This is a genomic window from Variovorax sp. GW821-FHT09D04, from assembly GCF_059416405.1.
In genome coordinates this window covers 164,829-183,789 of the sequence record NZ_JBWKPA010000009.1, presented here as the reverse complement: position 1 = coordinate 183,789, position 18,961 = coordinate 164,829, and the positions used below count along the sequence as shown (strand labels likewise).

Annotated in this window: 19 protein-coding genes; 2 read left to right on the top strand and 17 right to left on the bottom strand. The window is 66.3% G+C overall.

Annotated features, from left to right (window positions below):
- Positions 1 to 13: 13 nt before the first annotated feature.
- Genes AC07O4_RS24810 through AC07O4_RS24765 form a run of 10 tightly spaced genes read right to left on the bottom strand, consistent with a single transcriptional unit; the run spans position 14 to position 7,146 of the window.
- On the bottom strand, positions 14 to 634 hold the full coding sequence (locus tag AC07O4_RS24810; RefSeq protein WP_495305920.1) for a 3'-5' exonuclease: 621 nt from the start codon (positions 632 to 634) through the stop codon (positions 14 to 16).
- Positions 631 to 1,017 carry a TfoX/Sxy family protein gene (locus tag AC07O4_RS24805; RefSeq protein ID WP_159272631.1) on the bottom strand — a complete coding sequence of 129 codons (387 nt, stop codon included), beginning with the start codon at positions 1,015 to 1,017 and terminating at the stop codon, positions 631 to 633. The genes AC07O4_RS24810 and AC07O4_RS24805 overlap by 4 nt, the downstream gene beginning before the upstream one ends.
- Positions 1,014 to 1,409 (bottom strand): VOC family protein, encoded by a 396-nt coding sequence (locus AC07O4_RS24800; protein WP_307637958.1) that lies wholly within the window; start codon positions 1,407 to 1,409, stop codon positions 1,014 to 1,016. The genes AC07O4_RS24805 and AC07O4_RS24800 overlap by 4 nt, the downstream gene beginning before the upstream one ends.
- Positions 1,410 to 1,435: 26 nt before the next feature.
- Complete coding sequence (locus AC07O4_RS24795; RefSeq protein ID WP_223301265.1) at positions 1,436 to 1,930, bottom strand: GNAT family N-acetyltransferase; 495 nt, start codon at positions 1,928 to 1,930, stop codon at positions 1,436 to 1,438.
- 46 nt (positions 1,931 to 1,976) lie between these two features.
- Positions 1,977 to 2,855: an S-formylglutathione hydrolase gene (gene fghA, locus AC07O4_RS24790; protein WP_495305919.1), complete on the bottom strand. Its 879-nt coding sequence runs from the start codon at positions 2,853 to 2,855 to the stop codon at positions 1,977 to 1,979.
- Positions 2,852 to 3,781, bottom strand: a complete 930-nt coding sequence (locus tag AC07O4_RS24785) for an alpha/beta fold hydrolase (protein WP_495305917.1) — start codon at positions 3,779 to 3,781, stop codon at positions 2,852 to 2,854. The genes fghA and AC07O4_RS24785 overlap by 4 nt, the downstream gene beginning before the upstream one ends.
- A 19-nt stretch (positions 3,782 to 3,800) precedes the next feature.
- Positions 3,801 to 4,907 (bottom strand): S-(hydroxymethyl)glutathione dehydrogenase/class III alcohol dehydrogenase, encoded by a 1,107-nt coding sequence (locus AC07O4_RS24780; protein WP_070059685.1) that lies wholly within the window; start codon positions 4,905 to 4,907, stop codon positions 3,801 to 3,803.
- Between the two features lie 52 nt (positions 4,908 to 4,959).
- Positions 4,960 to 5,610, bottom strand: coding sequence for a glutathione S-transferase family protein (locus AC07O4_RS24775; protein WP_495305915.1), 651 nt, complete (start codon positions 5,608 to 5,610; stop codon positions 4,960 to 4,962).
- Positions 5,607 to 6,452, bottom strand: a complete 846-nt coding sequence (locus tag AC07O4_RS24770) for an aromatic ring-hydroxylating dioxygenase subunit alpha (RefSeq protein WP_495305914.1) — start codon at positions 6,450 to 6,452, stop codon at positions 5,607 to 5,609. Before AC07O4_RS24770 ends, AC07O4_RS24775 begins: the two co-directional genes overlap by 4 nt.
- Before the next feature lie 19 nt (positions 6,453 to 6,471).
- Complete coding sequence (locus AC07O4_RS24765) at positions 6,472 to 7,146, bottom strand: Rieske 2Fe-2S domain-containing protein (protein ID WP_495305913.1); 675 nt, start codon at positions 7,144 to 7,146, stop codon at positions 6,472 to 6,474.
- A 170-nt stretch (positions 7,147 to 7,316) separates the two neighbouring features.
- On the opposite strand from AC07O4_RS24765, the gene AC07O4_RS24760 reads away from it, so the two are divergent.
- The gene (locus AC07O4_RS24760; RefSeq protein WP_495305912.1) at positions 7,317 to 8,315 is read left to right on the top strand and encodes a LysR family transcriptional regulator; all 999 of its coding nucleotides are present in this window, start codon (positions 7,317 to 7,319) and stop codon (positions 8,313 to 8,315) included.
- A gap of 47 nt (positions 8,316 to 8,362) precedes the next feature.
- A complete protein-coding gene (aroQ, locus tag AC07O4_RS24755) occupies positions 8,363 to 8,803 on the top strand; it encodes a type II 3-dehydroquinate dehydratase (RefSeq protein WP_062470706.1) in 441 nt (146 codons plus the stop codon).
- Positions 8,804 to 8,975: 172 nt separating this feature from the next.
- On the opposite strand, the gene AC07O4_RS24750 is transcribed toward aroQ, so the two are convergent.
- The 7 genes from AC07O4_RS24750 to AC07O4_RS24720 all read right to left on the bottom strand — a co-directional run bounded on the left by AC07O4_RS24750 (position 8,976) and on the right by AC07O4_RS24720 (position 18,941).
- Entirely contained in the window at positions 8,976 to 10,550 is a 1,575-nt protein-coding gene (locus tag AC07O4_RS24750) for a SpoVR family protein (RefSeq protein ID WP_223301264.1), read from the bottom strand.
- Positions 10,547 to 11,839 carry a YeaH/YhbH family protein gene (locus AC07O4_RS24745; RefSeq protein WP_070059680.1) on the bottom strand — a complete coding sequence of 431 codons (1,293 nt, stop codon included), beginning with the start codon at positions 11,837 to 11,839 and terminating at the stop codon, positions 10,547 to 10,549. Before AC07O4_RS24745 ends, AC07O4_RS24750 begins: the two co-directional genes overlap by 4 nt.
- An 81-nt stretch (positions 11,840 to 11,920) precedes the next feature.
- Complete coding sequence (locus AC07O4_RS24740; RefSeq protein ID WP_062470701.1) at positions 11,921 to 13,843, bottom strand: PrkA family serine protein kinase; 1,923 nt, start codon at positions 13,841 to 13,843, stop codon at positions 11,921 to 11,923.
- Between the two features lie 656 nt (positions 13,844 to 14,499).
- Positions 14,500 to 15,639: a molecular chaperone DnaJ gene (dnaJ, locus tag AC07O4_RS24735; protein ID WP_095744576.1), complete on the bottom strand. Its 1,140-nt coding sequence runs from the start codon at positions 15,637 to 15,639 to the stop codon at positions 14,500 to 14,502.
- Between the two features lie 100 nt (positions 15,640 to 15,739).
- Positions 15,740 to 17,680 carry a molecular chaperone DnaK gene (gene dnaK / locus AC07O4_RS24730; RefSeq protein WP_495305911.1) on the bottom strand — a complete coding sequence of 647 codons (1,941 nt, stop codon included), beginning with the start codon at positions 17,678 to 17,680 and terminating at the stop codon, positions 15,740 to 15,742.
- Positions 17,681 to 17,794: 114 nt separating this feature from the next.
- Positions 17,795 to 18,367, bottom strand: coding sequence for a nucleotide exchange factor GrpE (gene grpE / locus AC07O4_RS24725; protein WP_082817966.1), 573 nt, complete (start codon positions 18,365 to 18,367; stop codon positions 17,795 to 17,797).
- A 223-nt stretch (positions 18,368 to 18,590) separates the two neighbouring features.
- Positions 18,591 to 18,941 (bottom strand): FKBP-type peptidyl-prolyl cis-trans isomerase, encoded by a 351-nt coding sequence (locus tag AC07O4_RS24720; protein WP_159277610.1) that lies wholly within the window; start codon positions 18,939 to 18,941, stop codon positions 18,591 to 18,593.
- Positions 18,942 to 18,961: the final 20 nt, after the last annotated feature.

Below are 18,961 nucleotides of genomic sequence, written 5' to 3'. Positions count from 1 at the left end.
GGAAGGCGCCCGGTCAGCCGTTCGGGAAGAGCGCGTCGAACACGCGCAGCGACGCATAGGCGTCGTTGGCCGCGTAGCGGATCTGCGACTCGGTGAGCTGCTTGTGCGCCCAGTTCGAGGTGGTCGCCTTGCGCGACTTGGCGAAGCGGCGGTTGAACATCAGCGCCACCGCCGTCTTCACGCCCACCGAGCGGCGGTAGCCGCGCCGGCGGAACTCGTCGTCGATGTCGAACACGGCCTGCGGCGCAATCGCCAGCCGCAGGCGGATCAGCGACAGGTCGCTCGAAAGGCCGAAGCCGACCTTGCGCAGTTCGGTGGACGCGAGCAGGCCCGCGACCACGGGGTTGCATTCGTCGCGGTGCAGCTGGAACAGCCAGGCCGTGTCGCGCGTGGCGAACTGCACGACGTGCGGGCCGGTCGACACTTCGTTCTTCGCGAAGGTGGGGCGCGACTCGGTGTCGAAGCCCGCCACGCCGGCGTCGAGCAATTCGCCCGCGGCGCGCTCGGCTTCGGCGAGCGAGGTGACGACCACGATGTCTTTCAGGTCGAGGCTGTCGAAGGGGTCGAGCAGCGCGATCTGTTCACGTTCGGGAAGGGGCGGGAGCCGGTGGCTGTTGTTGTGGGGGGCGTTCACCGGGTCTTCGCCTTCGCGGCCTTGGGGGTTGTCTTGGGTTTGGGCTTCTTCGGCTTCGGCGGCTGGCCCGAACGCAGCGCAGCCTCGTAGGCCAGGCGGCCCCAGCGCGCGGCTTCCTCGCGGTCTTCGAACAGGTCGGCCGGCGCGAGGCGGTACGACATCGGCATCTCCTTGCCCTCGCGCACGTAGGTGAAGGGCGGCAGGTTCAGCGCATCGAAGTGCGCGGCGCTGCCGGCATCGGCCTTGAGGTACAGCGTGTCCTTGGCGACGAGCGCGATCATGCGGCCCTCGTGCCACACGCCGTGGCCGCCGAACATGCGGCGGGTCTCGATGCGGCCGAGGCGCTCGAAGGTCTCGTGCAGGCTTTGAACAAACGCACTCATGCCGTGATCTCGATGCGGTTGCCGTCCGGGTCGAGCACCACGCTCTCGTAGTAGCCGTCGCCGGTGCGGCGCGGTCCGTCGAGCAGCGGATAGCCGTCGGCCTTCAGCCGCTGCGTGAGCGCATCGACCTCGGCGTCGGAGCCGACCGAGATCGCCAGGTGCGTCCAGCCCATGCGCTGCGCACCGGCCTCGGCGACCACGGGAGACAGGGTGCTCGTCGTCATGGCCTCGATGCGCGCGCCGTCGCCCAGGCTCAGGAAGCACGAGGCGAAGCCCTTGGCCGGATTGACGTAGCCGGCGCCGGCGGTGGCGCCGAAGTAGTCGACGTAGAAGCGCTTGCAGCGTTCGAGGTCGGTGGTCCAGAGGGCGATGTGGTCGATGCGGATGCGCATGGGGCAGGAAGGAAGTGCGGAGGGTGTCAGCCCGTGCGCCAGGGCGCGCGGGTGGGCGACCAATGGTAGGCGATGCGTTCGCGCCCGCTGCCAGGGTGCCGGTCGACCACGCCGCGCACGAGGCCGTAGCGTTCGTAGAAGCGCTGCGCCTCGGTGTTGGTGACGGCCACGTGCAGCCGCCAGCCGTGCGGCATGCGCACGCAGGCCTCGTCGAGCAACGCCTTGCCCAGGCCCTGGCTGCGCAGGTGCGGTTCGACGAACAGCTGAGCCACGTACTCGCGCGCCGTGAGCAGCACCATGAAGGCCAGTACCTGGCCGTCGCGCTCGGCCAGCACCACGTCGGCGGGCGGGATGAATTCGGTCTGTACGCGACGCAGCCAGTGGCCGATGGGCTCGACGTGGACGGCGCTGCGGTTGGCCGACACCCAGGCACGGCGCCAGATGCCCGCGAGCACCATGTTCTCTTCGGCGCCGCCATCGCGCGAGCGCAGCTGGAAGGCAGGAATCTGGGCAGCGGACATGCGGACCATGATAGCCACGCCGGGTGCGGACCGCACCCCTTTGTGCTCAGCCGTTCAGCGTCTGCGCATGGTGCGCGATGTGGTCCGCCATGAAGCTCTGGATGAAGTAGTAGCCGTGGTCGTAGCCCGCATGGCGGCGCAGCGTGAGCGGCTGGCCGGCGGCGAAGCAGGCGGCCTCGAAGGCCTCGGGGTGCAGCTGCTCGGCGAGGAATTTGTCGGCCAGGCCCTGGTCGATGAGGATGCCCTGCGGATAGGGCGCCACGGTCTGCGATTGCATCAGCGCGCTGGCGTCGTGCGCGAGCCACTGCGCGCGGTCGTCGCCCGGTTCACCCAGGTAGCCGGCGAAGGCCTTCTGGCCCCACGGGCACTGGGTGGGCGCGCAGATCGGTGCGAAGGCCGAGAGCGACTTGAAGCGCCCCGGATGCCGCAGCGCCAGCGTGAGCGCGCCGTGGCCGCCCATCGAGTGGCCGAAGATGCCGATGCGCTCGCCGTCGATGGGAAAGTGGCGGGCCACCAGCGGCAGCAGCTCGTGCACGATCCAGCTTTCCATGCGCCAGTGCGTGGCCCAGGGCTCGGCGGTGGCGTCGAGGTAGAAGCCGGCGCCGATGCCGAAGTCCCAGCTGTCTTTTGCGCCCGGCAGGCTTTCGGGTTCCGTGCCGCGCGGGCTGGTGTCGGGCGCGATGAGCGCAACGCCCAGGCTGGCGGCCATGCGCTGCGCGCCGGCCTTCACCGCGAAGGTCTCTTCGTTGCAGGTCAGGCCGGCAAGGTAGAGCAGGGCGGGCACGCGCGTGTGCGCGGCCTGCGGCGGCAGGTAGACCGAGAAGCGCATCGGCAGGCCGATCTCGTGCGAGGGGTGCTCGACGAAGCGCTGCACGCCGCCGAAGGCGTGGTGTTCGGAAAGAAGGGTGGGGGCGGTGTCGGTCATGAAGAAGAGATCGTCTGGCTGCGCAGCGCGGGCACGAGTTCGAGCACGGCGTCGGCGAAGGTGCGCGGTGCTTCCTGCGGCAGGTTGTGGCCTGCGCCGGGCACGAGGCGGTGCGAACGCGGTCCGCTGAAGCGGTGCGCATGGGCCGAGGCATCGGCGGGCGGTCGCACGCCGTCGTCGATGCCGTCGAAGGTGATGGCGGGCACGGTGATCGTCGGCTGCGCGGCAAGGCGGCGTTCGATGTCGGCATAGGCCGGGTCGCCGGGCACGAGGCCGAAGCGGTGGCGGTACGAATGGATCACCACGTCCACGAAGTCGGGGTGCTCGAAGGCGGCGGCGCTGCGATCGAAGGTGGCGTCGTCGAACCGCCATGTCGGTGACCACAGCTGCCACAGCAGCTTCGTGAGGGCCTTGCGGTCCTTCGCGAGGCCGGCGCGGCCGCGTTCACTGTGGAAGTAGTACTGGTACCAGAGACTGTGCTCGTTGGCGGGCGTGTCGGGTTCCATCGCCTTGGCGATGTTCTGGATGTTGTAGCTGTTGAGCGAGACCAGCCCCGCGCAGCGTTCGGGCCACAGCGCCGCCACCACGCAGGCGGCGCGGCCGCCCCAGTCGTAGCCGGCGAGCACGGCACGCTCGATCTTCAGCGCGTCGAGCAGCGCGAGCAGGTCGGCGCCGAAGGCCGCCTGTTCGCCCGAGCGCGGCGTGGCGTCGGCGAGGAAGCGTGTGGCGCCGTAGCCGCGCATGTACGGCACGATCACGCGGCAGCCTTGATCGGCCAGCATCGGCGCGACTTCGGCGTAAGTGTGAATGTCGTACGGAAAGCCGTGCATCAGCAGCACGGGCGGGCCGTCGGCGGGGCCGGCTTCGTAATAGGCGATCTCGAGGACGCCCGCTTCGATGGTGCGCAGGGGTTCCATGCGGTTCATGGCGGGCGCCTCCTCGGGCTTAGTACAGGACCACGCCACGAATGGATTCGCCGCGCTTCATCAGGTCGAATCCCTTGTTGATGTCTTCCAGCGGCATGGTGTGCGTGATCAGGTCGTCGATGTTGATCTTGCCTTCCATGTACCAGTCGACGATCTTCGGCACGTCGGTGCGTCCGCGCGCGCCGCCGAAGGCCGAGCCTTCCCACTTGCGGCCGGTGACCAGCTGGAACGGGCGCGTGCTGATCTCGGCGCCGGCCTCGGCCACGCCGATGATGATGCTGCGGCCCCAGCCCTTGTGCGTGCATTCGAGCGCCTGGCGCATCACCTGCGTGTTGCCGATGCACTCGAAGCTGTAGTCGGCGCCGCCGTCGGTCAGCTGCACGATGGCGTCGACCACGTTCTCGGTGGTCTTGGGGTTGATGAAGTGCGTCATGCCGAACTGGCGGGCCATGGCTTCGCGCTCGGGGTTCAGGTCGACGCCGATGATCTTGTCGGCGCCCACCATCTTGGCGCCCTGGATCACGTTCAGGCCGATGCCGCCCAGGCCGAACACCACGACGTTCGCGCCGGCTTCCACCTTGGCCGTGAAGATCACCGCGCCGATGCCGGTGGTGACGCCGCAGCCGATGTAGCAGACCTTGTCGAAGGGCGCGTCTTCGCGGATCTTGGCCAGCGAGATTTCGGGCGCGACCGTGTAGTTGCTGAAGGTGCTGGTGCCCATGTAGTGGAAGATGGGCTTGCCGTCGAGGCTGAAGCGGCTGGTGGCGTCGGGCATGAGGCCCTTGCCCTGCGTGCCGCGTATCAGCTGGCACAGGTTGGTCTTGCGGCTCAGGCAGAACTTGCACTGGCGGCATTCGGGCGTGTACAGCGGAATGACGTGGTCGCCCTTTTTCAGCGTGGTGACGCCGGGGCCGACGTCGACCACGATGCCCGCGCCTTCATGGCCCAGGATGGCGGGAAAGATGCCTTCGGGGTCGGCGCCCGAGAGCGTGTAGTAGTCGGTGTGGCAGATGCCGGTGGCCTTGATCTCGACCAGCACTTCACCGAACTTGGGGCCCTGGAGGTCCACGGTTTCGATGGTCAGGGGTTGGCCTGCTTGCCAGGCGACGGCGGCTTTGGTTTTCATGGGATTCGGTTCTTCAGAGAGCGGAGGGGGACAAGGATACTCAGGCGAGCCTTCAGGCGGGGCCAGCCGGGAAGATACCCGACATGCCCACAAAGCCCGGCAGGTGACGAAAGTCCCAGACCCAGCGGCGCAACGCGGGAAACTCGTCGAGCGAGATGCCGCCTTCGCCCGCCAGCGCCACGTACGGAAAGCAGGCGAGGTCGGCAATGGTCGGCTCGGGCGCCGCCACGAGCCAGCGCAGGCCGGTGGCGGCGTGCTGCTCGGCCAGATGGTCGTCGAGCACGCGGAAGGCCGCGCGCGCGCCGCGCCGGCAGGTCTCGATGTCCAGGTGCGTGTAGCCCAGCGCGTCGTGCAGCCGGGCGGCCGAGGCGGTGCGCGTGATCTCGTCGGCCATGGCGAGCCACATCGCGACCTGGCCGCGCAGCTTCGGGTCGGCGGGGTACCAGCGCTGCCGTGCGTCGTCGTAGCGGCTCGCGAGGTAGACCAGGATGGCCTGCGCGTCGCGCAGCACGAAGCCTTCGTCGTCGATCACGGGGAGCTGGCCGAGCGGGTTGATCTGCGCGAGGAATCGTGCGGACTTGTGTTCGCGACCCGGATGGAAGTCGACCGGCACGCTCGCGTGGTCCACGCCGAGCCACAGCAGCATCTGCCGCACCTTGAAGCAGTTGCCCGAGAGCGGGTAGTCGTAGAGCTGGACAGTCATGCGGCGGCCCTCGCGGTGCCGAAGCGCATGCCGCGCTCGCGCAGCCAGCGGCGGTAGGTGACGGAGGTGGTGTCGCCGCGCGTGGGCGTTTCGGCGCGGCCTTCGAGCGGCATGCGCTTGAAGGCGTGGTTCTCCAGGATCGGCTTGTCCTGTCCGAAGATGGTGTGCTGGAAGGCGATGAGCTCGGCGTCGGTCGACACGTCGTCGAAGTAGGCCAGCAGCGTGTGGGCGATGACGTGCTCGTCGTCCACCGGCTGCAAGAAGAGGCCGATGGCGTCGAGCTTGTCGGGCCGGTGGCTCGACTTGTAGAGCATGGCCGAGAAGGGCTGCATCACGCGGTACTTGTAGAACACCTCGCTGCCCGTGTCGTGGGCGGCGGAGGCGCGGGGTTGCCAGAAGCGGCAGTCGGTGGCCCAGATCTCGTCGGTGGCGGCGTCGACCTCGACGTTGTACTTGGCCACTTCGGTGTGCGGCACCTTGCCGAGGTAGTCGGGGTGTACGAAGGGAAAGTGCGCCATGTCCAGGAAGTTCTCGATCACGCGCAAGCCCGACACGGCCACGCCGAGCCCACCGCAGTCGACGATGCGGCGGCCGGGTTCGTCGTATTCGGGGAAGGCGAACAGCGGGCGCGCCGGGCGGCCGCTGGGGCAGACCCAGAGGAAGCCGTAGCGCGATTGCACGGTCAGCGCGTCGGTGCCGAGCCGGGCGTGCGGCGTGCCGTCGGCGTCGGTCTGCAGTTGCAGGGTTTCGCCGAGCAGCCGTACCGTGCGTGGCAAGCCGCCGACGGGGCCGACGACGAGCCAGTCGTCGAGCATGTTGGGATCGTCGGTGACGAAGGGCATGTTGCTTCTTTCTTCCTGTTCAGTGCGAGGCGGCGGCTTCGATGTCGCTGCGCAGCTGGCGCGCCGCGCGGTGCACCCGGGCCATCGCGTCGGAGCCGGGGGCCGCGTCGGTCCACAGGTGCAGGAAGCTCAGCTGCGGTTGGGCGTCGAGCAGCAGCGCGGCGACGGGCGATTCGCCCAGCGTGCCTTGCCATGCATCGGGCGTTCCTGTCGGTGCGAAGCCATGCGGCGCCAGCGCAGCGCGCACCTCGGACGCGGCCGCGCGCAGCGTCAGCGTGCGGGCGAGGTGCCAGCCGGCGGGCACGGCGTCGGCCAGCTCGGCCGGCGCAGACGGCCCGTCGGCCGCGAGGCGCACCCACAGCATGCCCGCCGCATCCGCCGTGGCGAACACCTTGGCGCAGACGTTGCGCGGCGCCTGCATGGCCGGGTGCGCCGGGATGCGCACGCAGGTGCCGCTGCCGGCCTCGTACTGCCAGCCGTGGTACGCGCAGGCCAGGCGGTCGCCGCCGGTCACCTGGCCGAGCGTGAAGCGCACGCTGCGGTGCGGGCAGCGGTTCTCCCAGGCCTGCGGCGAGCCATCGGCCGCGCGCCACAGCGCGAGCTCCTGGCCTTGCGCAAAGCCGGCGACGATGTTGGCGCCGGCGCGCACCTCGGCGGAGGGCGTGACGGGGTGCCAGGTGGCGGAAGGGTTCATGGGTCTTGATCGTGGGGCAGCGGGAAAGGGCGCCGCGAATCGGCATAGCATCGGCCATGCCCTTGTCGGCGGTGCCGCCTACCGTAGCGTGTCCGCCGCACCGATGAAAGCCCCATGCCAAGACGCTCCTTTTCATTCCTGCAACGACGGCCCGCGCGGCGGTGGCGTCCATGACCGCAGGGCGCATCGACCTCGCGCTGGTCGAGGCCTTCGTGCTCGTGATGAAGAGCGGCAGCCTCACCAAGGCCGAGAGCCTGTCGGGCGTGTCGAAGGCGACGCTGAGCCGGCAGCTCACGCGGCTGGAGGAACTGCTCGGCGCCCAGCTGCTGCTGCGCAGCTCGCGCCGCATCGCCCCCACGGAAGCTGGGCGTGCGTTCTTCGCACGCTGCGAGGGGCTGCTCGGCGAGGTGAGCGGCCGGCTGGAAACGGCGCGCACCGAGGTGCAGGAGCTCACGGGCGGGGTGTCGGGGCGGCTCACGCTGCTGTCGGACACGCAGTTCAGCACCTCCTTCGTCTGCCATGTGGTGCGGATCTTTCTCGAATCGCACCCGAACGTGCGCTGCCAGCTCGACGTGGCGAACGGCGCGCAGGCCCCGCAGATCGGCGAGGTCGACTGCTATGTGGGCTCGGCGCCGCCCGACCTGCCGGACCTGGTCGCCAAGCTGCTGGGCCGGTTGGCCTACGGCCTGTACGCCAGCCCGCAGTACCTGGCGCGGCACGGCACGCCACACACGCCCGAGGCGCTGGCGCAGCACCGGATGATCGCGATGCGCGAGCCCTCGGGCCCGCCGTCGCCGCTGCGGCTGGTGTCGCAGCAGGCCTCGGGGCGCCACGTGGTGCGCACGGAGCCGGTCTTCGAGACCAACGACCACTGGGTGATGAAGACCTTCTGCATCGACGGCCTGGGCATCGCGCCGCTGCCGGTGTTCTTCGCCGGGCCCGAGGTGGCGCAGGGCGTGCTGGTGCCGGTGCTGCCGCAGTGGCCGCCGGAGGCGCGGCGGCTGTACTGCGCCTACCAGCGGCAGCGCTACATGGGGCAGAAACTGCGGGCGTTCGTCGACCTGATGGCGCGCTGCGTGGCGGACATCGGCTCGTACAACCACTACGTGGGGTCGACCGCGGCGGTGTCGCCTTCCGCGCGCCGGGCGCGGTCGGCGGCGCGACCATAATCGGCTTTCTTCTTCCTGCATCCGCCAGCTTCCTTCACCGATCCATCATGAAGAAAATCCTCGTCCTCAACGGCCCCAACCTCAACCTGCTCGGCACGCGCGAGCCCGAACAGTACGGCCGCGACACGCTCGCCGACGTCGAACGCCTGTGCAAGGAGACGGGCGCGAAACTCGGTGTCGAGATCGAGTGCCGCCAGTCGAACCACGAAGGCGTGCTGATCGACTGGGTTCAGGAGGCGGGCCGCGAAGTGGCTGCCGGGAACATGCTGGGCGTGGTGATGAACCCGGGGGCCTACACCCACACATCCATTGCACTGCACGACGCCATCAAGGGGGCGAGCGTGCCGCTGATCGAGCTGCACATCTCGAACGTGCATGCGCGGGAAGAGTTTCGCCACCACTCGTACATCTCGCCTGCGGCGCGCGGGATCATCGTGGGGCTGGGGGTGAAGGGGTACACGCTGGCGATTGCTGCGCTGGTTCCCTGAGGTTGCCTTCGGGGGCGTCCGCAGGACACCGGGTACTTCCCTCCGCGAATGTCCCCCGCCTTCGGCTCCTCCTTGATTTCGCTGCGGGAAGCACCCGGTGCCCTGCGCACGAGGGCACGCTCTGCTGGGGTGAACGGCTGATAGACAGCCGCTCTCTTTGTATCGCAGCGTCTCAGTAGGTCTGCTTGGGTGCGGCAGCCTTCCAGCTGCGGCTGACCCGGCCTGCGCTGTCGACGCTTTCCAGGTGCACGTCGAAGCCCCAGAGCCTTGCGACGTGCTTCAGCACTTCTTCGGCGTTGTCGTTCAGCGGCAGGTTGTTGCGCTGCGTGTGGCGCAGCGTGAGCGAGCGGTCGCCGCGCGTGGCCACGCTCCAGACCTGGATGTCGGGCTCGCGGTTGCCGATGTCGTACTGGCGTGACAGTGATTCGCGCAAAGCCTGGTAGCCGCTGTCGTCGTGGATGGCCGACACCTCGAGCTCCGATTCGCTTTGGTAGTCGCGGATCGAGAACAGGCGGAAATCGCGCATCGTCTTCGGGCTGAGGAACTGGCCGACGAAGCTCTCGTCCTTGAAGTTGCGCATCGCGTAGTCGAGCGTCTTGACCCAGTCGGTGCCCGCGAAGTCGGGGAACCAGCGGCGGTCTTCGTCCGTCGGCTTTTCGCAGACGCGGCGCAGGTCGGTGAACATCTTGAAGCCCAGCGCATACGGGTTGATGCCGCTGTAGGCGCGGTGGCCCACAGGCGGCTGGAACACCACGCTGGTGTGCGAGCTGAGCCATTCCATCATGAAGCCGTCGTCCAGCTGGCCGCGGTCGTACATGGTGTTGAGCAGCGTGTAGTGCCAGAAGGTGGCCCAGCCTTCGTTCATGACCTGGGTCTGGCGCTGCGGGTAGAAGTACTGCGCGATCTTGCGCACGATGCGCACCACCTCGCGCTGCCACGGCTCGAGCAGGGCGGCGTTCTTCTCGATGAAGTAGAGCAGGTTCTCCTGCGGCTCGGGCGGAAAGCGGCGCGCGGCTTCCGACTCGGCGGCTTGTTCGCTCTTGCGCGGCAGCGTGCGCCACAGGTCGTTCACCTGCTGCTGCATGTGGCGCTCGCGGTCGGTGCGCTGCGCGCTCTCCTGTGCCAGCGAACGCTTCTGCGGACGGCGGTAGCGGTCGACGCCGTAGTTCATGAGCGCATGGCAGGAGTCGAGCAGGTCTTCCACCGCATCGAGGCCGTGGCGTTCCTCGCACTCGGCGATGTAGTGCCGCGCGTAGACGAGGTAGTCGATGATCGACGACGCGTCGGTCCACATGCGGAACAGGTAGTTGCCCTTGAAGAAGCTGTTGTGGCCGTAGGCCGCGTGCGCGATCACCAGGGCCTGCATGGCCATGGTGTTTTCTTCCATGAGGTAGGCAATGCACGGATCGGAGTTGATGACGATCTCGTAGGCCAGCCCCATGTGGCCGCGCTTGTAGTTCTTCTCGGTGGAAATGAACTGCTTGCCGTACGACCAGTGCCTGTAGATCATGGGCATGCCCACGCTGGCGTAGGCGTCCATCATCTGCTCGGCCGTGATCACCTCGAGCTGGTTCGGGTAGGTGTCCAGGCCGAAGCTCCTCGCCGTCTTGGCGATCTCGGTGTGGTACGTCTCGATGAGCTCGAAGGTCCAGTCGGACGGGCTGGGCAGGCGCTCGAGGCGGGAGGTGGGCAGGTCGGTGCTGCGCGGCAGGACAGGGGCCCCGGGAGGGCGTTCGGTGGTGATCATGCGGGCACCCCTTCCTTCTTGAACAGGTCGCGGAACACCGGGTAGATGTCCTGCGCGTCCGACACCTTGCGCATGGCGAAGTTGGGCGCCACGCCTTCGAGCTGCTGGTACTCCTGCCACAGGTTCTGCTCGGTCTCGGCCACCTGCACGTAGGCGTAGTAGCGCACCACGGGCAGGATGTTGTCGACCAGCAGTTCGCGGCAGCGGCCGCTGTCCTGGTGCCAGTTGTCGCCGTCGCTGGCCTGGGCGCCGTACACGTTCCATTCGCCGCTGGCGTAGCGGGCCTTGATGATCTCGTCCATGAGCACCAGCGCGCTCGACACCACGGTGCCGCCGGTCTCTGTGGCGTGGAAGAACTCTTCCTCGGTCACTTCCTGCGCCTGCGTGTGGTGGCGCAGGAACACGAGGTCGATGCGCTCGTAGTGCCGTGTGAGAAACAGGTACAGCAGCATGAAGAAGCGCTTGGCCATGTCCTTGCGCGCCTCGTCCATCGAGCCCGACACGTCCATGAGGCAGAACATCACGGCCTTGGCGCTGGGCACGGGCGTCTTCACGCGGTTGCGGTAGCGCAGGTCGATCGGGTCGATGTAGGGCACGTGCCGCATGGTGCGGCGCAGCTCGGCAATGAGATCCTCGGTCTCGCGGATTTCCTTCTGGATCAGCGCGGTCTCAACCTGTGGATGCGCTTTCAGGACCAGGAGGTGTGCCTCCAGGCGCTTCAGCTCCTTGCGCGGTTCGCCGCCCAATGCAATGCGCCGCGCGAGCGCGCCGCGCATCGAGCGCACCACGTGCAGGTTGTTGGGCGAACCGTCGCTGGTGAAGCCGGCGCGGTGGCTCTTCCATTCGGGCACTTCGGCGATCTGGGTGCGCACGAGGTGGGGCAGCGCAAGGTCGTCGAAGAAGACGCGCATGAACTCCTCGCGCGTGAGGCGAAAGACGAAGTCGTCCTCGCCTTCGCCGCTGTCGCTGGCCTCGCCGCTGCCCGAGCCGCCGCCCCCCTGGCCCTCGGGGCGCGCGATGCGATCGCCCTTGAGGTATTCCTGGTTGCCGGGGTGCACGTACTCGCGGTCGCCGCCGCGCGCGTGGCCGAACACCGGCTCGGAGACATCGTGGCGCGGCAGGGTCACGTCTTCGCCTTGCTCCAGCTCGCGGATGTTGCGCCCGCTGACCGCGCGCCGCACCGCCTCCTGGATCTGGCCCTTGTAGCGCCGAAGGAAGCGCTCGCGGTTGCCGATGGACTTGTTCTTGCCCGAGAGCCGACGATCGATGATCTGCTGCAGGATGGCCACGATGTTTTCAAAGCTCCTTGCAAAACGGTGGACGGTGCGCTGGTTAGGTCCTTCGCACGCGTCCGTTGTTCCCGCTGTCCGCTATGAACTCTTGCGCACCCGCAGGTACCACTCGCACAGAAGCCGGACCTGCTTGGCCGTGTAGCCCTTCTCGACCATGCGGGTCACGAAGTCTTCGTGCTTCTTCTGCTCGTCGGCACTGCTCTTGGTGTTGAAGCTGATCACCGGCAGCAGTTCTTCGGTGTTGGAGAACATCTTCTTCTCGATGACTGCGCGCAGCTTCTCGTAGCTGGTCCACGCCGGGTTGCGCCCCGCGTTGCCGGCCCGTGCGCGCAGCACGAAGTTGACGATCTCGTTGCGGAAGTCCTTCGGGTTGCCGATGCCGGCGGGCCGCTCGATCTTCTCGAGCTCGCCGTTGAGCGAGGCCCGGTCGAACACTTCGCCGGTGTCGACGTCGCGGAACTCCTGGTCCTGGATCCAGTAGTCGGCGTAGGTCACGTAGCGGTCGAAGATGTTCTGGCCGTACTCGCTGTAGCTTTCCAGGTAGGCGGTCTGGATCTCCTTGCCGATGAACTCGGCATAGCGCGGCGCCAGCAGCTCCTTGATGTAGCTGATGTACTTCTGCTCGGTTTCCGGCGGAAACTGCTCGCGCTCGATCTGCTGTTCGAGCACATACATCAGGTGCACCGGGTTGGCGGCCACCTCGGTGCTGTCGAAGTTGAAGACCTTGGAGATGATCTTGAAGGCGAAGCGCGTGGAGACGCCGCTCATGCCTTCGTCGACGCCCGCGTAGTCGCGGTACTCCTGGATCGACTTGGCCTTGGGGTCGGTGTCCTTCAGGTTCTCACCGTCGTACACCTGCATCTTGCTGAAGGTGCTGGAGTTCTCGGGCTCCTTCAGGCGCGTGAGCACCGACAGCTGCGCCATCATGCGCAAGGTGCCGGGCGCGCACGGGGCCTTGGCCAGCGAGGAGTTGCGCACCAGCTTCTCGTAGATCTTGATCTCTTCGGAGGCACGCAGGCAGTACGGCACCTTCACGATGTAGATCCGGTCGAGGAAAGCCTCGTTGTTCTTGTTGTTGCGGAACGCCTTCCACTCGCTCTCGTTGCTGTGGGCCAGCACGATGCCGTCGAAGGGAATGGCGCCGAAGCCTTCGGTGCCCTTGAAGTTGCTTTCCTGCGTGGCCGTGAGCAGCGGGTGCAGCACCTTGATGGGCGCCTTGAACATTTCCACGAACTCGAGCAGGCCTTGGTTGGCCAGGCACAGGCCGCCGGAGTAGGCATACGCGTCGGGGTCGTCCTGGGCGTAGGTCTCGAGCTTGCGGATGTCGACCTTGCCGACCAGCGAAGAGATGTCCTGGTTGTTCTCGTCGCCGGGCTCGGTCTTGGCGACCGCGATCTGGCGCAGCACCGAGGGGTAGCGCTTGACCACCTTGAACTGGCGGATGTCGCCGCCGTACTCCTCGAGGCGCTTGACGGCCCAGGGCGACAGGATGCGGTTCAGGTAGCGCACGGGGATGCCGTACTCTTTTTCGAGGATCTCGCCGTCTTCGAGGGTGTCGAAGAGCCCGAGGGGCGATTCGTTCACCGGGGAGCCGTGGATCGCATAGAAGGGCACGTGCTCCATGAGCTGCTTCAGGCGCTCCGCGATCGAGCTCTTGCCGCCGCCGACGGGCCCCAGCAGGTAAAGGATTTGCTTCTTTTCTTCGAGTCCCTGCGCGGCGTGGCGGAAATAGGACACCACCTGCTCGATGGCATCTTCCATGCCATAGAACTCCTTGAACGCCGGATAGATCTTGATGACCTTGTTCGCGAAGATGCGCGAAAGACGGGGGTCATTGCGGGTATCTACCAGTTCCGGCTCGCCAATGGCCTGGAGCATTCGTTCGGAGGCCGTTGCATATGCCGTCGGATCGCGTTTGCAGATATCCAGATATTCCTGCAGCGAGAGAACTTCCTCGCGGGTGCGTTCGTAGCGGGCTGCAAAGTTGCTGATCACGTCCATGGTCGCGCCTCCTTCAGGTCGGCGGGGCTTTTGACCCCGATGCCTACAGCCAGAGACTGCGTCGCTCCTCTTGGAAGAGGGGCCCCGCCCATGGCCGTATGCCGTGGAAAACTCCCTTACACACTATCTACACAATCGGTTCAATCAGCATAAAGCAAAGAATGAACCGGGCAAATGTTTTATTTATTCTGAACCCCTCTGCCGAGTAAAGTTCCTCGGAAAACAAGGAACTTCTATTCGTGTTTCTGTTAAATTGAAAAGCTCGCGCTCGCGTAATTGTCCCCGGATGAAATGACTATGCCGAATGGCTATCGTCCTCATTGAAATTCTGTGGCGAACACCTTTCCTAATTGAACCCGGGTTCAATAAAGCCGATGCCTTTCAGCAATAACGCGCGACCTGTCGTTTGGTTTATTGCATATCCAAAAAAACATTAAAGCAATCCCCGCGCCACTCCTGTGGCGAGTGGCTGGCGCATGGCAACGTGGGAAGACAACGCGGGCGCCGGTCGGCGGCGTTCCGCAACGGTGCGGGGAGCACCGTTCGCGTGCCTGGCGCGCCGCCGGAGGGCGGAGGCGGCCGAAAGAGGGCACGCAGCGGGCCGACAGGGCGTCGGCCCGTCGCTGACGAGCGTCGTCAGCGCGTCAGCAGCAACATCAGCTGAAGAATTCCTTGGCCTTGTCGAACCAGCCCTTGTCGGTCGGGCTGTGCTTCTCGCCACCCTTCTTGAGCGATTCGTCGAGTTCCTTGAGCAGCTTGCGCTGGTGCTCGGTGAGCTTCACCGGCGTTTCCACGCGCACGTGGCAGTACAGGTCGCCCGGGTAGCTCGAACGCACGCCCTTGATGCCCTTGCCGCGCAGGCGGAACTGCTTGCCGCTTTGCGTGCCGTCGGGAATGTCGATGGCGGCCGCGCCTTTGAGCGTCGGCACGTTGATCTCGCCGCCGAGCGCTGCAGTGGTGACGCTCACGGGTACCACGCAGTGCAGGTCGTCGCCGTCGCGTTCGAACAGGTCGTGCTTCTTGAGGCGGATCTCGATGTACAGGTCGCCGGGCGGCCCGCCGTTGGTGCCGGGCTCGCCGTTGCCGGTGCTGCGGATGCGCATGCCGTCGTCGATGCCGGCCGGAATCTTCACTTCGAGCGTCTTGTTGTTCTTGATCTTGCCCTGGCCGTGGCACACGGTGCACGGGTCGGGAACGATCTTGCCGCTGCCGTGGCAGGTCGGGCAGGTCTGCTGCACGCTGAAGAAGCCCTGGCGCATCTGCACGGCGCCCGCGCCGTGGCAGGTGGTGCAGGTGATGGGCTTGGTGCCGGGCTTGGCGCCGGAGCCGTGGCAGGTACCGCAGTCGTCCCAGCTCGGGATGCGGATCTGGGCGTCCTTGCCCTCCGCGGCTTCCTCGAGCGTGACTTCCATCGCGTAGCTCAGGTCGCTGCCGCGGAACACCTGGCGTCCGCTGCTGGTGCGGCCACGGCCGCCACCGCCGAACACGTCGCCGAAGATGTCGCCGAAGGCTTCCGCGAAGCCGCCGAAGCCTTCCGCGCCCGGACCGCCGCGCATGTTGGGGTCGACGCCGGCATGGCCGTACTGGTCGTAGGCGGCGCGCTTCTGGCCGTCCGACAGCATCTCGTAGGCTTCCTTCACCTCCTTGAACTTGGCCTCGGCGTCCTTGCTGGTGTCGCCGTGGTTGCGGTCGGGGTGGTGCTTCATCGCAAGCTTGCGATAAGCCTTCTTGATTTCGTCCTCGTTCGCGTTCTTGGGAACGCCGAGGGTTTCGTAGTAGTCGCGTTTGGTGGCCATGGCAGCAGATTCGGTCGGGCGGCGGGAACTCGGGGAACTGGAAGCGAGAAAGGCTGGAGCACCTGTTCAGGTGTTCCAGCCTTGCATGAAGGGCAGGGGATCAGCCCTTCTTCACTTCCTTGACTTCGGCGTCGACCACGTTGTCGTCAGCCTGGGCATGTGCCGCAGCTTCCGCGCCTGCCGGGCCGGTGGCTGCCGAGGCGCTGGCCGCGGCGGCCTGCGATTCGGCATACATCTTCTCGCCGAGCTTCTGGCTCGCGGTCATCAGCGTGTTGGTCTTTTCCTCGATCGCGGTCTTGTCTTCACCCTTGAGGGCTTCTTCGACGTCCTTGATCGCGGCTTCGATCGCGTCCTTCTCGGCGGCTTCGAGGCTGGCCCCATGCTCGCCGAGCGACTTCTTCACGCTGTGCACCATGGCTTCGCCCTGGTTGCGCGCCTGCACGAGTTCGAGCTTCTTCTTGTCGTCTTCGGCGTTGAGCTCGGCGTCCTTCACCATCTTCTGGATCTCGTCTTCGCTCAAGCCCGAGTTCGCCTTGATGGTGATCTTGTTTTCCTTGCCGGTGCCCTTGTCCTTGGCGCCCACGTGCAGGATGCCGTTGGCGTCGATGTCGAAGCTCACCTCGATCTGCGGCGTGCCGCGCGATGCAGGCGGAATGCCCTCGAGGTTGAACTCGCCCAGGGCCTTGTTGCCCGAAGCGATTTCACGCTCGCCCTGGAACACCTTGATCGTCACGGCCGGCTGGTTGTCTTCGGCGGTCGAGAAGGTCTGTGCGAACTTCGTCGGGATCGTGGTGTTCTTCGTGATCATCTTGGTCATCACGCCACCCATGGTCTCGATGCCCAGCGACAGCGGGGTCACGTCGAGCAGCAGCACGTCCTTGCGGTCGCCCGAGAGCACCTGGCCCTGGATGGCGGCGCCGACAGCCACGGCTTCGTCGGGGTTCACGTCCTTGCGCGGTTCCTTGCCGAAGAAGGCCTTCACCTTTTCCTGCACCTTGGGCATGCGGGTCATGCCGCCGACCAGGATCACGTCGTTGATGTCGCTCACGCTGATGCCGGCGTCCTTGATGGCCAGGCGGCAAGGCGCGATGGTGCGCTCGACCAGCTCGTCGACCAGGCTTTCCAGCTTGGCGCGGGTGAGCTTGATGTTCAGGTGCTTCGGACCGGTGGCATCGGCCGTGATGTACGGCAGGTTGATGTCGGTCTGCGCGCTGTTCGACAGCTCGATCTTGGCCTTTTCAGCGGCTTCCTTCAGGCGCTGCAGGGCCAGCACGTCCTTGCTCAGGTCGACGCCTTGTTCCTTTTTGAACTCGCCGATGATGTAGTCGATGATGCGCTGGTCGAAGTCTTCGCCGCCCAGGAAGGTGTCGCCGTTGGTCGACAGCACTTCGAACTGCTTCTCGCCGTCGACGTCCGCGATCTCGATGATCGACACGTCGAAGGTACCGCCGCCCAGGTCATACACGGCGATCTTGCGGTCGGCCTTGTCCTGCTTGTCCAGGCCGAAGGCCAGGGCTGCAGCGGTGGGTTCGTTGATGATGCGCTTGACGTCCAGGCCCGCGATGCGGCCGGCGTCCTTGGTGGCTTGGCGCTGTGCGTCGTTGAAGTACGCCGGCACCGTGATCACGGCTTCGGTCACGGCTTCGCCGAGGTAGTCTTCGGCGGTCTTCTTCATCTTGCGCAGGATGTCGGCGCTGACCTGCTGCGGAGCCATCTTCTTGCCGCGCACTTCCACCCATGCGTCGCCGTTGTCGGCCTTGGCGATGGTGTAGGGCATCAGGTCGATGTCCTTCTGGACTTCCTTTTCCTCGAACTTGCGGCCGATCAGGCGCTTGATCGCGTACAGCGTGTTCTTGGGGTTGGTGACGGCCTGGCGCTTGGCCGAGGCACCGACCAAGACTTCACCGTCTTCCTGGTACGCGACGATCGACGGCGTGGTGCGCGCACCTTCCGAGTTCTCGATCACACGCGTGGTGTTGCCTTCCATGATCGACACGCACGAGTTGGTGGTGCCGAGGTCGATGCCGATGATCTTTGCCATGTTCTTACTCCTGAAATTCGGAAAAATATGTTGTTATGAACTTGTGGATAACCCGGTGCGATTCAAGGGACGACGCGGGGATTTCCTGTGGGAATCTTGTGGGGCAGTGCCGATTTACTTCGGGGCGGCCACGGTGACCAGCGCCGGGCGCAGCACGCGCTCGTTGATCGTGTAGCCCTTTTGCAGCAGGCCGACCACGGTGTTGGCGTCCTGGTCGGCGGGCACCATCGAGATGGCCTGGTGCAGGTGCGGGTCGAACTTGTCGCCGGCAGCGGGGGCCACTTCGATCACCTTGTTGCGTTCGAGGGCGCTCTTGAGCTGGCGCAACGTGGCCTCGGCGCCTTCGCGGATCTGCTCGGGCGTGGCGTCCTTGACGGCCAGGCCGGCTTCGAGGCTGTCGGTCACCGGCAGCAGGCTCTCGGCAAAGGCTTCGACCGCGAACTTGCGGGCCTTGGTGATCTCGTCGTCGGCGCGGCGGCGGGCGTTCTGCACGTCGGCCTGGGCGCGCAGGTACTGGTCGGCCAGCTCGGCATTCTTGGTCTGCAGGGCAGCCAGCTCGCCTTGTGCCACGGCCAGGGCGTCGAGCGCCTCGGCTTCGTTGGCGGCTTGCGCGGCCTCCAGTTCTTCGGGACTGGGCTCGCCTTGCAGCATTTGAGAATTCTGTGCGGATTGTTGCGGGTCAGACATTTTTCAAAGAACCGGCGTGCGCCGGAAAACAAACACAGCCAGCCACTTGGGGCTGCTCTAGGGCTTTTCAAGCGTAAAAATGCGGCCAAAGCGGCCGCAAGAGGGGTGCGAAGTGGCTTTCGCGAGAGACACCGAGGAACCGGCTTCGCCGGGCCTCAGGTGTCGCCCCCGGTAGGGGGTTGGCGAAGCGGACACGAAGTGCCGCGCAGCCTGGGGGCGAGCCTCAATGTGCGTCGAGGAGCTCGACGTCGAACTTCAGGGTGGCGTTCGGGGGGATCACGCCGCCGGCGCCGCGGGCACCGTAGCCCAGCGAGGCGGGGATGATCAGCGTGCGCTTGCCACCGATCTTCATGCCGGCGACGCCTTCGTCCCAGCCCTTGATGACCTGGCCGGCGCCCAGCGAGAACGCGAAGGGGTCGTTGCGGTCGCGGCTGGAGTCGAACTTGGCGCCTTGCACGCCGTCGTTGAAGAGCCAGCCGGTGTAGTGCACATGCACGTGATGGCCGGCCTTGGCTTCGGCGCCGGTGCCGACTTCGGTGTCTTCGTATTGCAGGCCGGAGGGGGTGGTGGGCATGGGAAACGCTCCTTGCGTCG

Coding starts and splice junctions, on each gene's coding strand:
- AC07O4_RS24765 (WP_495305913.1), bottom strand. CDS start 7,146: ATGAACCCTTCCGCCACCTGGCACCCCGTCACGCCCTCCGCCGAGGTG.
- aroQ (WP_062470706.1), top strand. CDS start 8,363: ATGAAGAAAATCCTCGTCCTCAACGGCCCCAACCTCAACCTGCTCGGC.
- AC07O4_RS24785 (WP_495305917.1), bottom strand. CDS start 3,781: ATGAACCGCATGGAACCCCTGCGCACCATCGAAGCGGGCGTCCTCGAG.
- grpE (WP_082817966.1), bottom strand. CDS start 18,367: ATGTCTGACCCGCAACAATCCGCACAGAATTCTCAAATGCTGCAAGGC.
- AC07O4_RS24760 (WP_495305912.1), top strand. CDS start 7,317: ATGACCGCAGGGCGCATCGACCTCGCGCTGGTCGAGGCCTTCGTGCTC.
- AC07O4_RS24775 (WP_495305915.1), bottom strand. CDS start 5,610: ATGACTGTCCAGCTCTACGACTACCCGCTCTCGGGCAACTGCTTCAAG.
- AC07O4_RS24780 (WP_070059685.1), bottom strand. CDS start 4,907: ATGAAAACCAAAGCCGCCGTCGCCTGGCAAGCAGGCCAACCCCTGACC.
- AC07O4_RS24750 (WP_223301264.1), bottom strand. CDS start 10,550: ATGATCACCACCGAACGCCCTCCCGGGGCCCCTGTCCTGCCGCGCAGC.
- AC07O4_RS24770 (WP_495305914.1), bottom strand. CDS start 6,452: ATGCCCTTCGTCACCGACGATCCCAACATGCTCGACGACTGGCTCGTC.
- AC07O4_RS24720 (WP_159277610.1), bottom strand. CDS start 18,941: ATGCCCACCACCCCCTCCGGCCTGCAATACGAAGACACCGAAGTCGGC.
- AC07O4_RS24740 (WP_062470701.1), bottom strand. CDS start 13,843: ATGGACGTGATCAGCAACTTTGCAGCCCGCTACGAACGCACCCGCGAG.
- AC07O4_RS24805 (WP_159272631.1), bottom strand. CDS start 1,017: ATGAGTGCGTTTGTTCAAAGCCTGCACGAGACCTTCGAGCGCCTCGGC.
- AC07O4_RS24795 (WP_223301265.1), bottom strand. CDS start 1,930: ATGTCCGCTGCCCAGATTCCTGCCTTCCAGCTGCGCTCGCGCGATGGC.
- dnaJ (WP_095744576.1), bottom strand. CDS start 15,639: ATGGCCACCAAACGCGACTACTACGAAACCCTCGGCGTTCCCAAGAAC.
- fghA (WP_495305919.1), bottom strand. CDS start 2,855: ATGACCGACACCGCCCCCACCCTTCTTTCCGAACACCACGCCTTCGGC.
- dnaK (WP_495305911.1), bottom strand. CDS start 17,680: ATGGCAAAGATCATCGGCATCGACCTCGGCACCACCAACTCGTGCGTG.
- AC07O4_RS24800 (WP_307637958.1), bottom strand. CDS start 1,409: ATGCGCATCCGCATCGACCACATCGCCCTCTGGACCACCGACCTCGAA.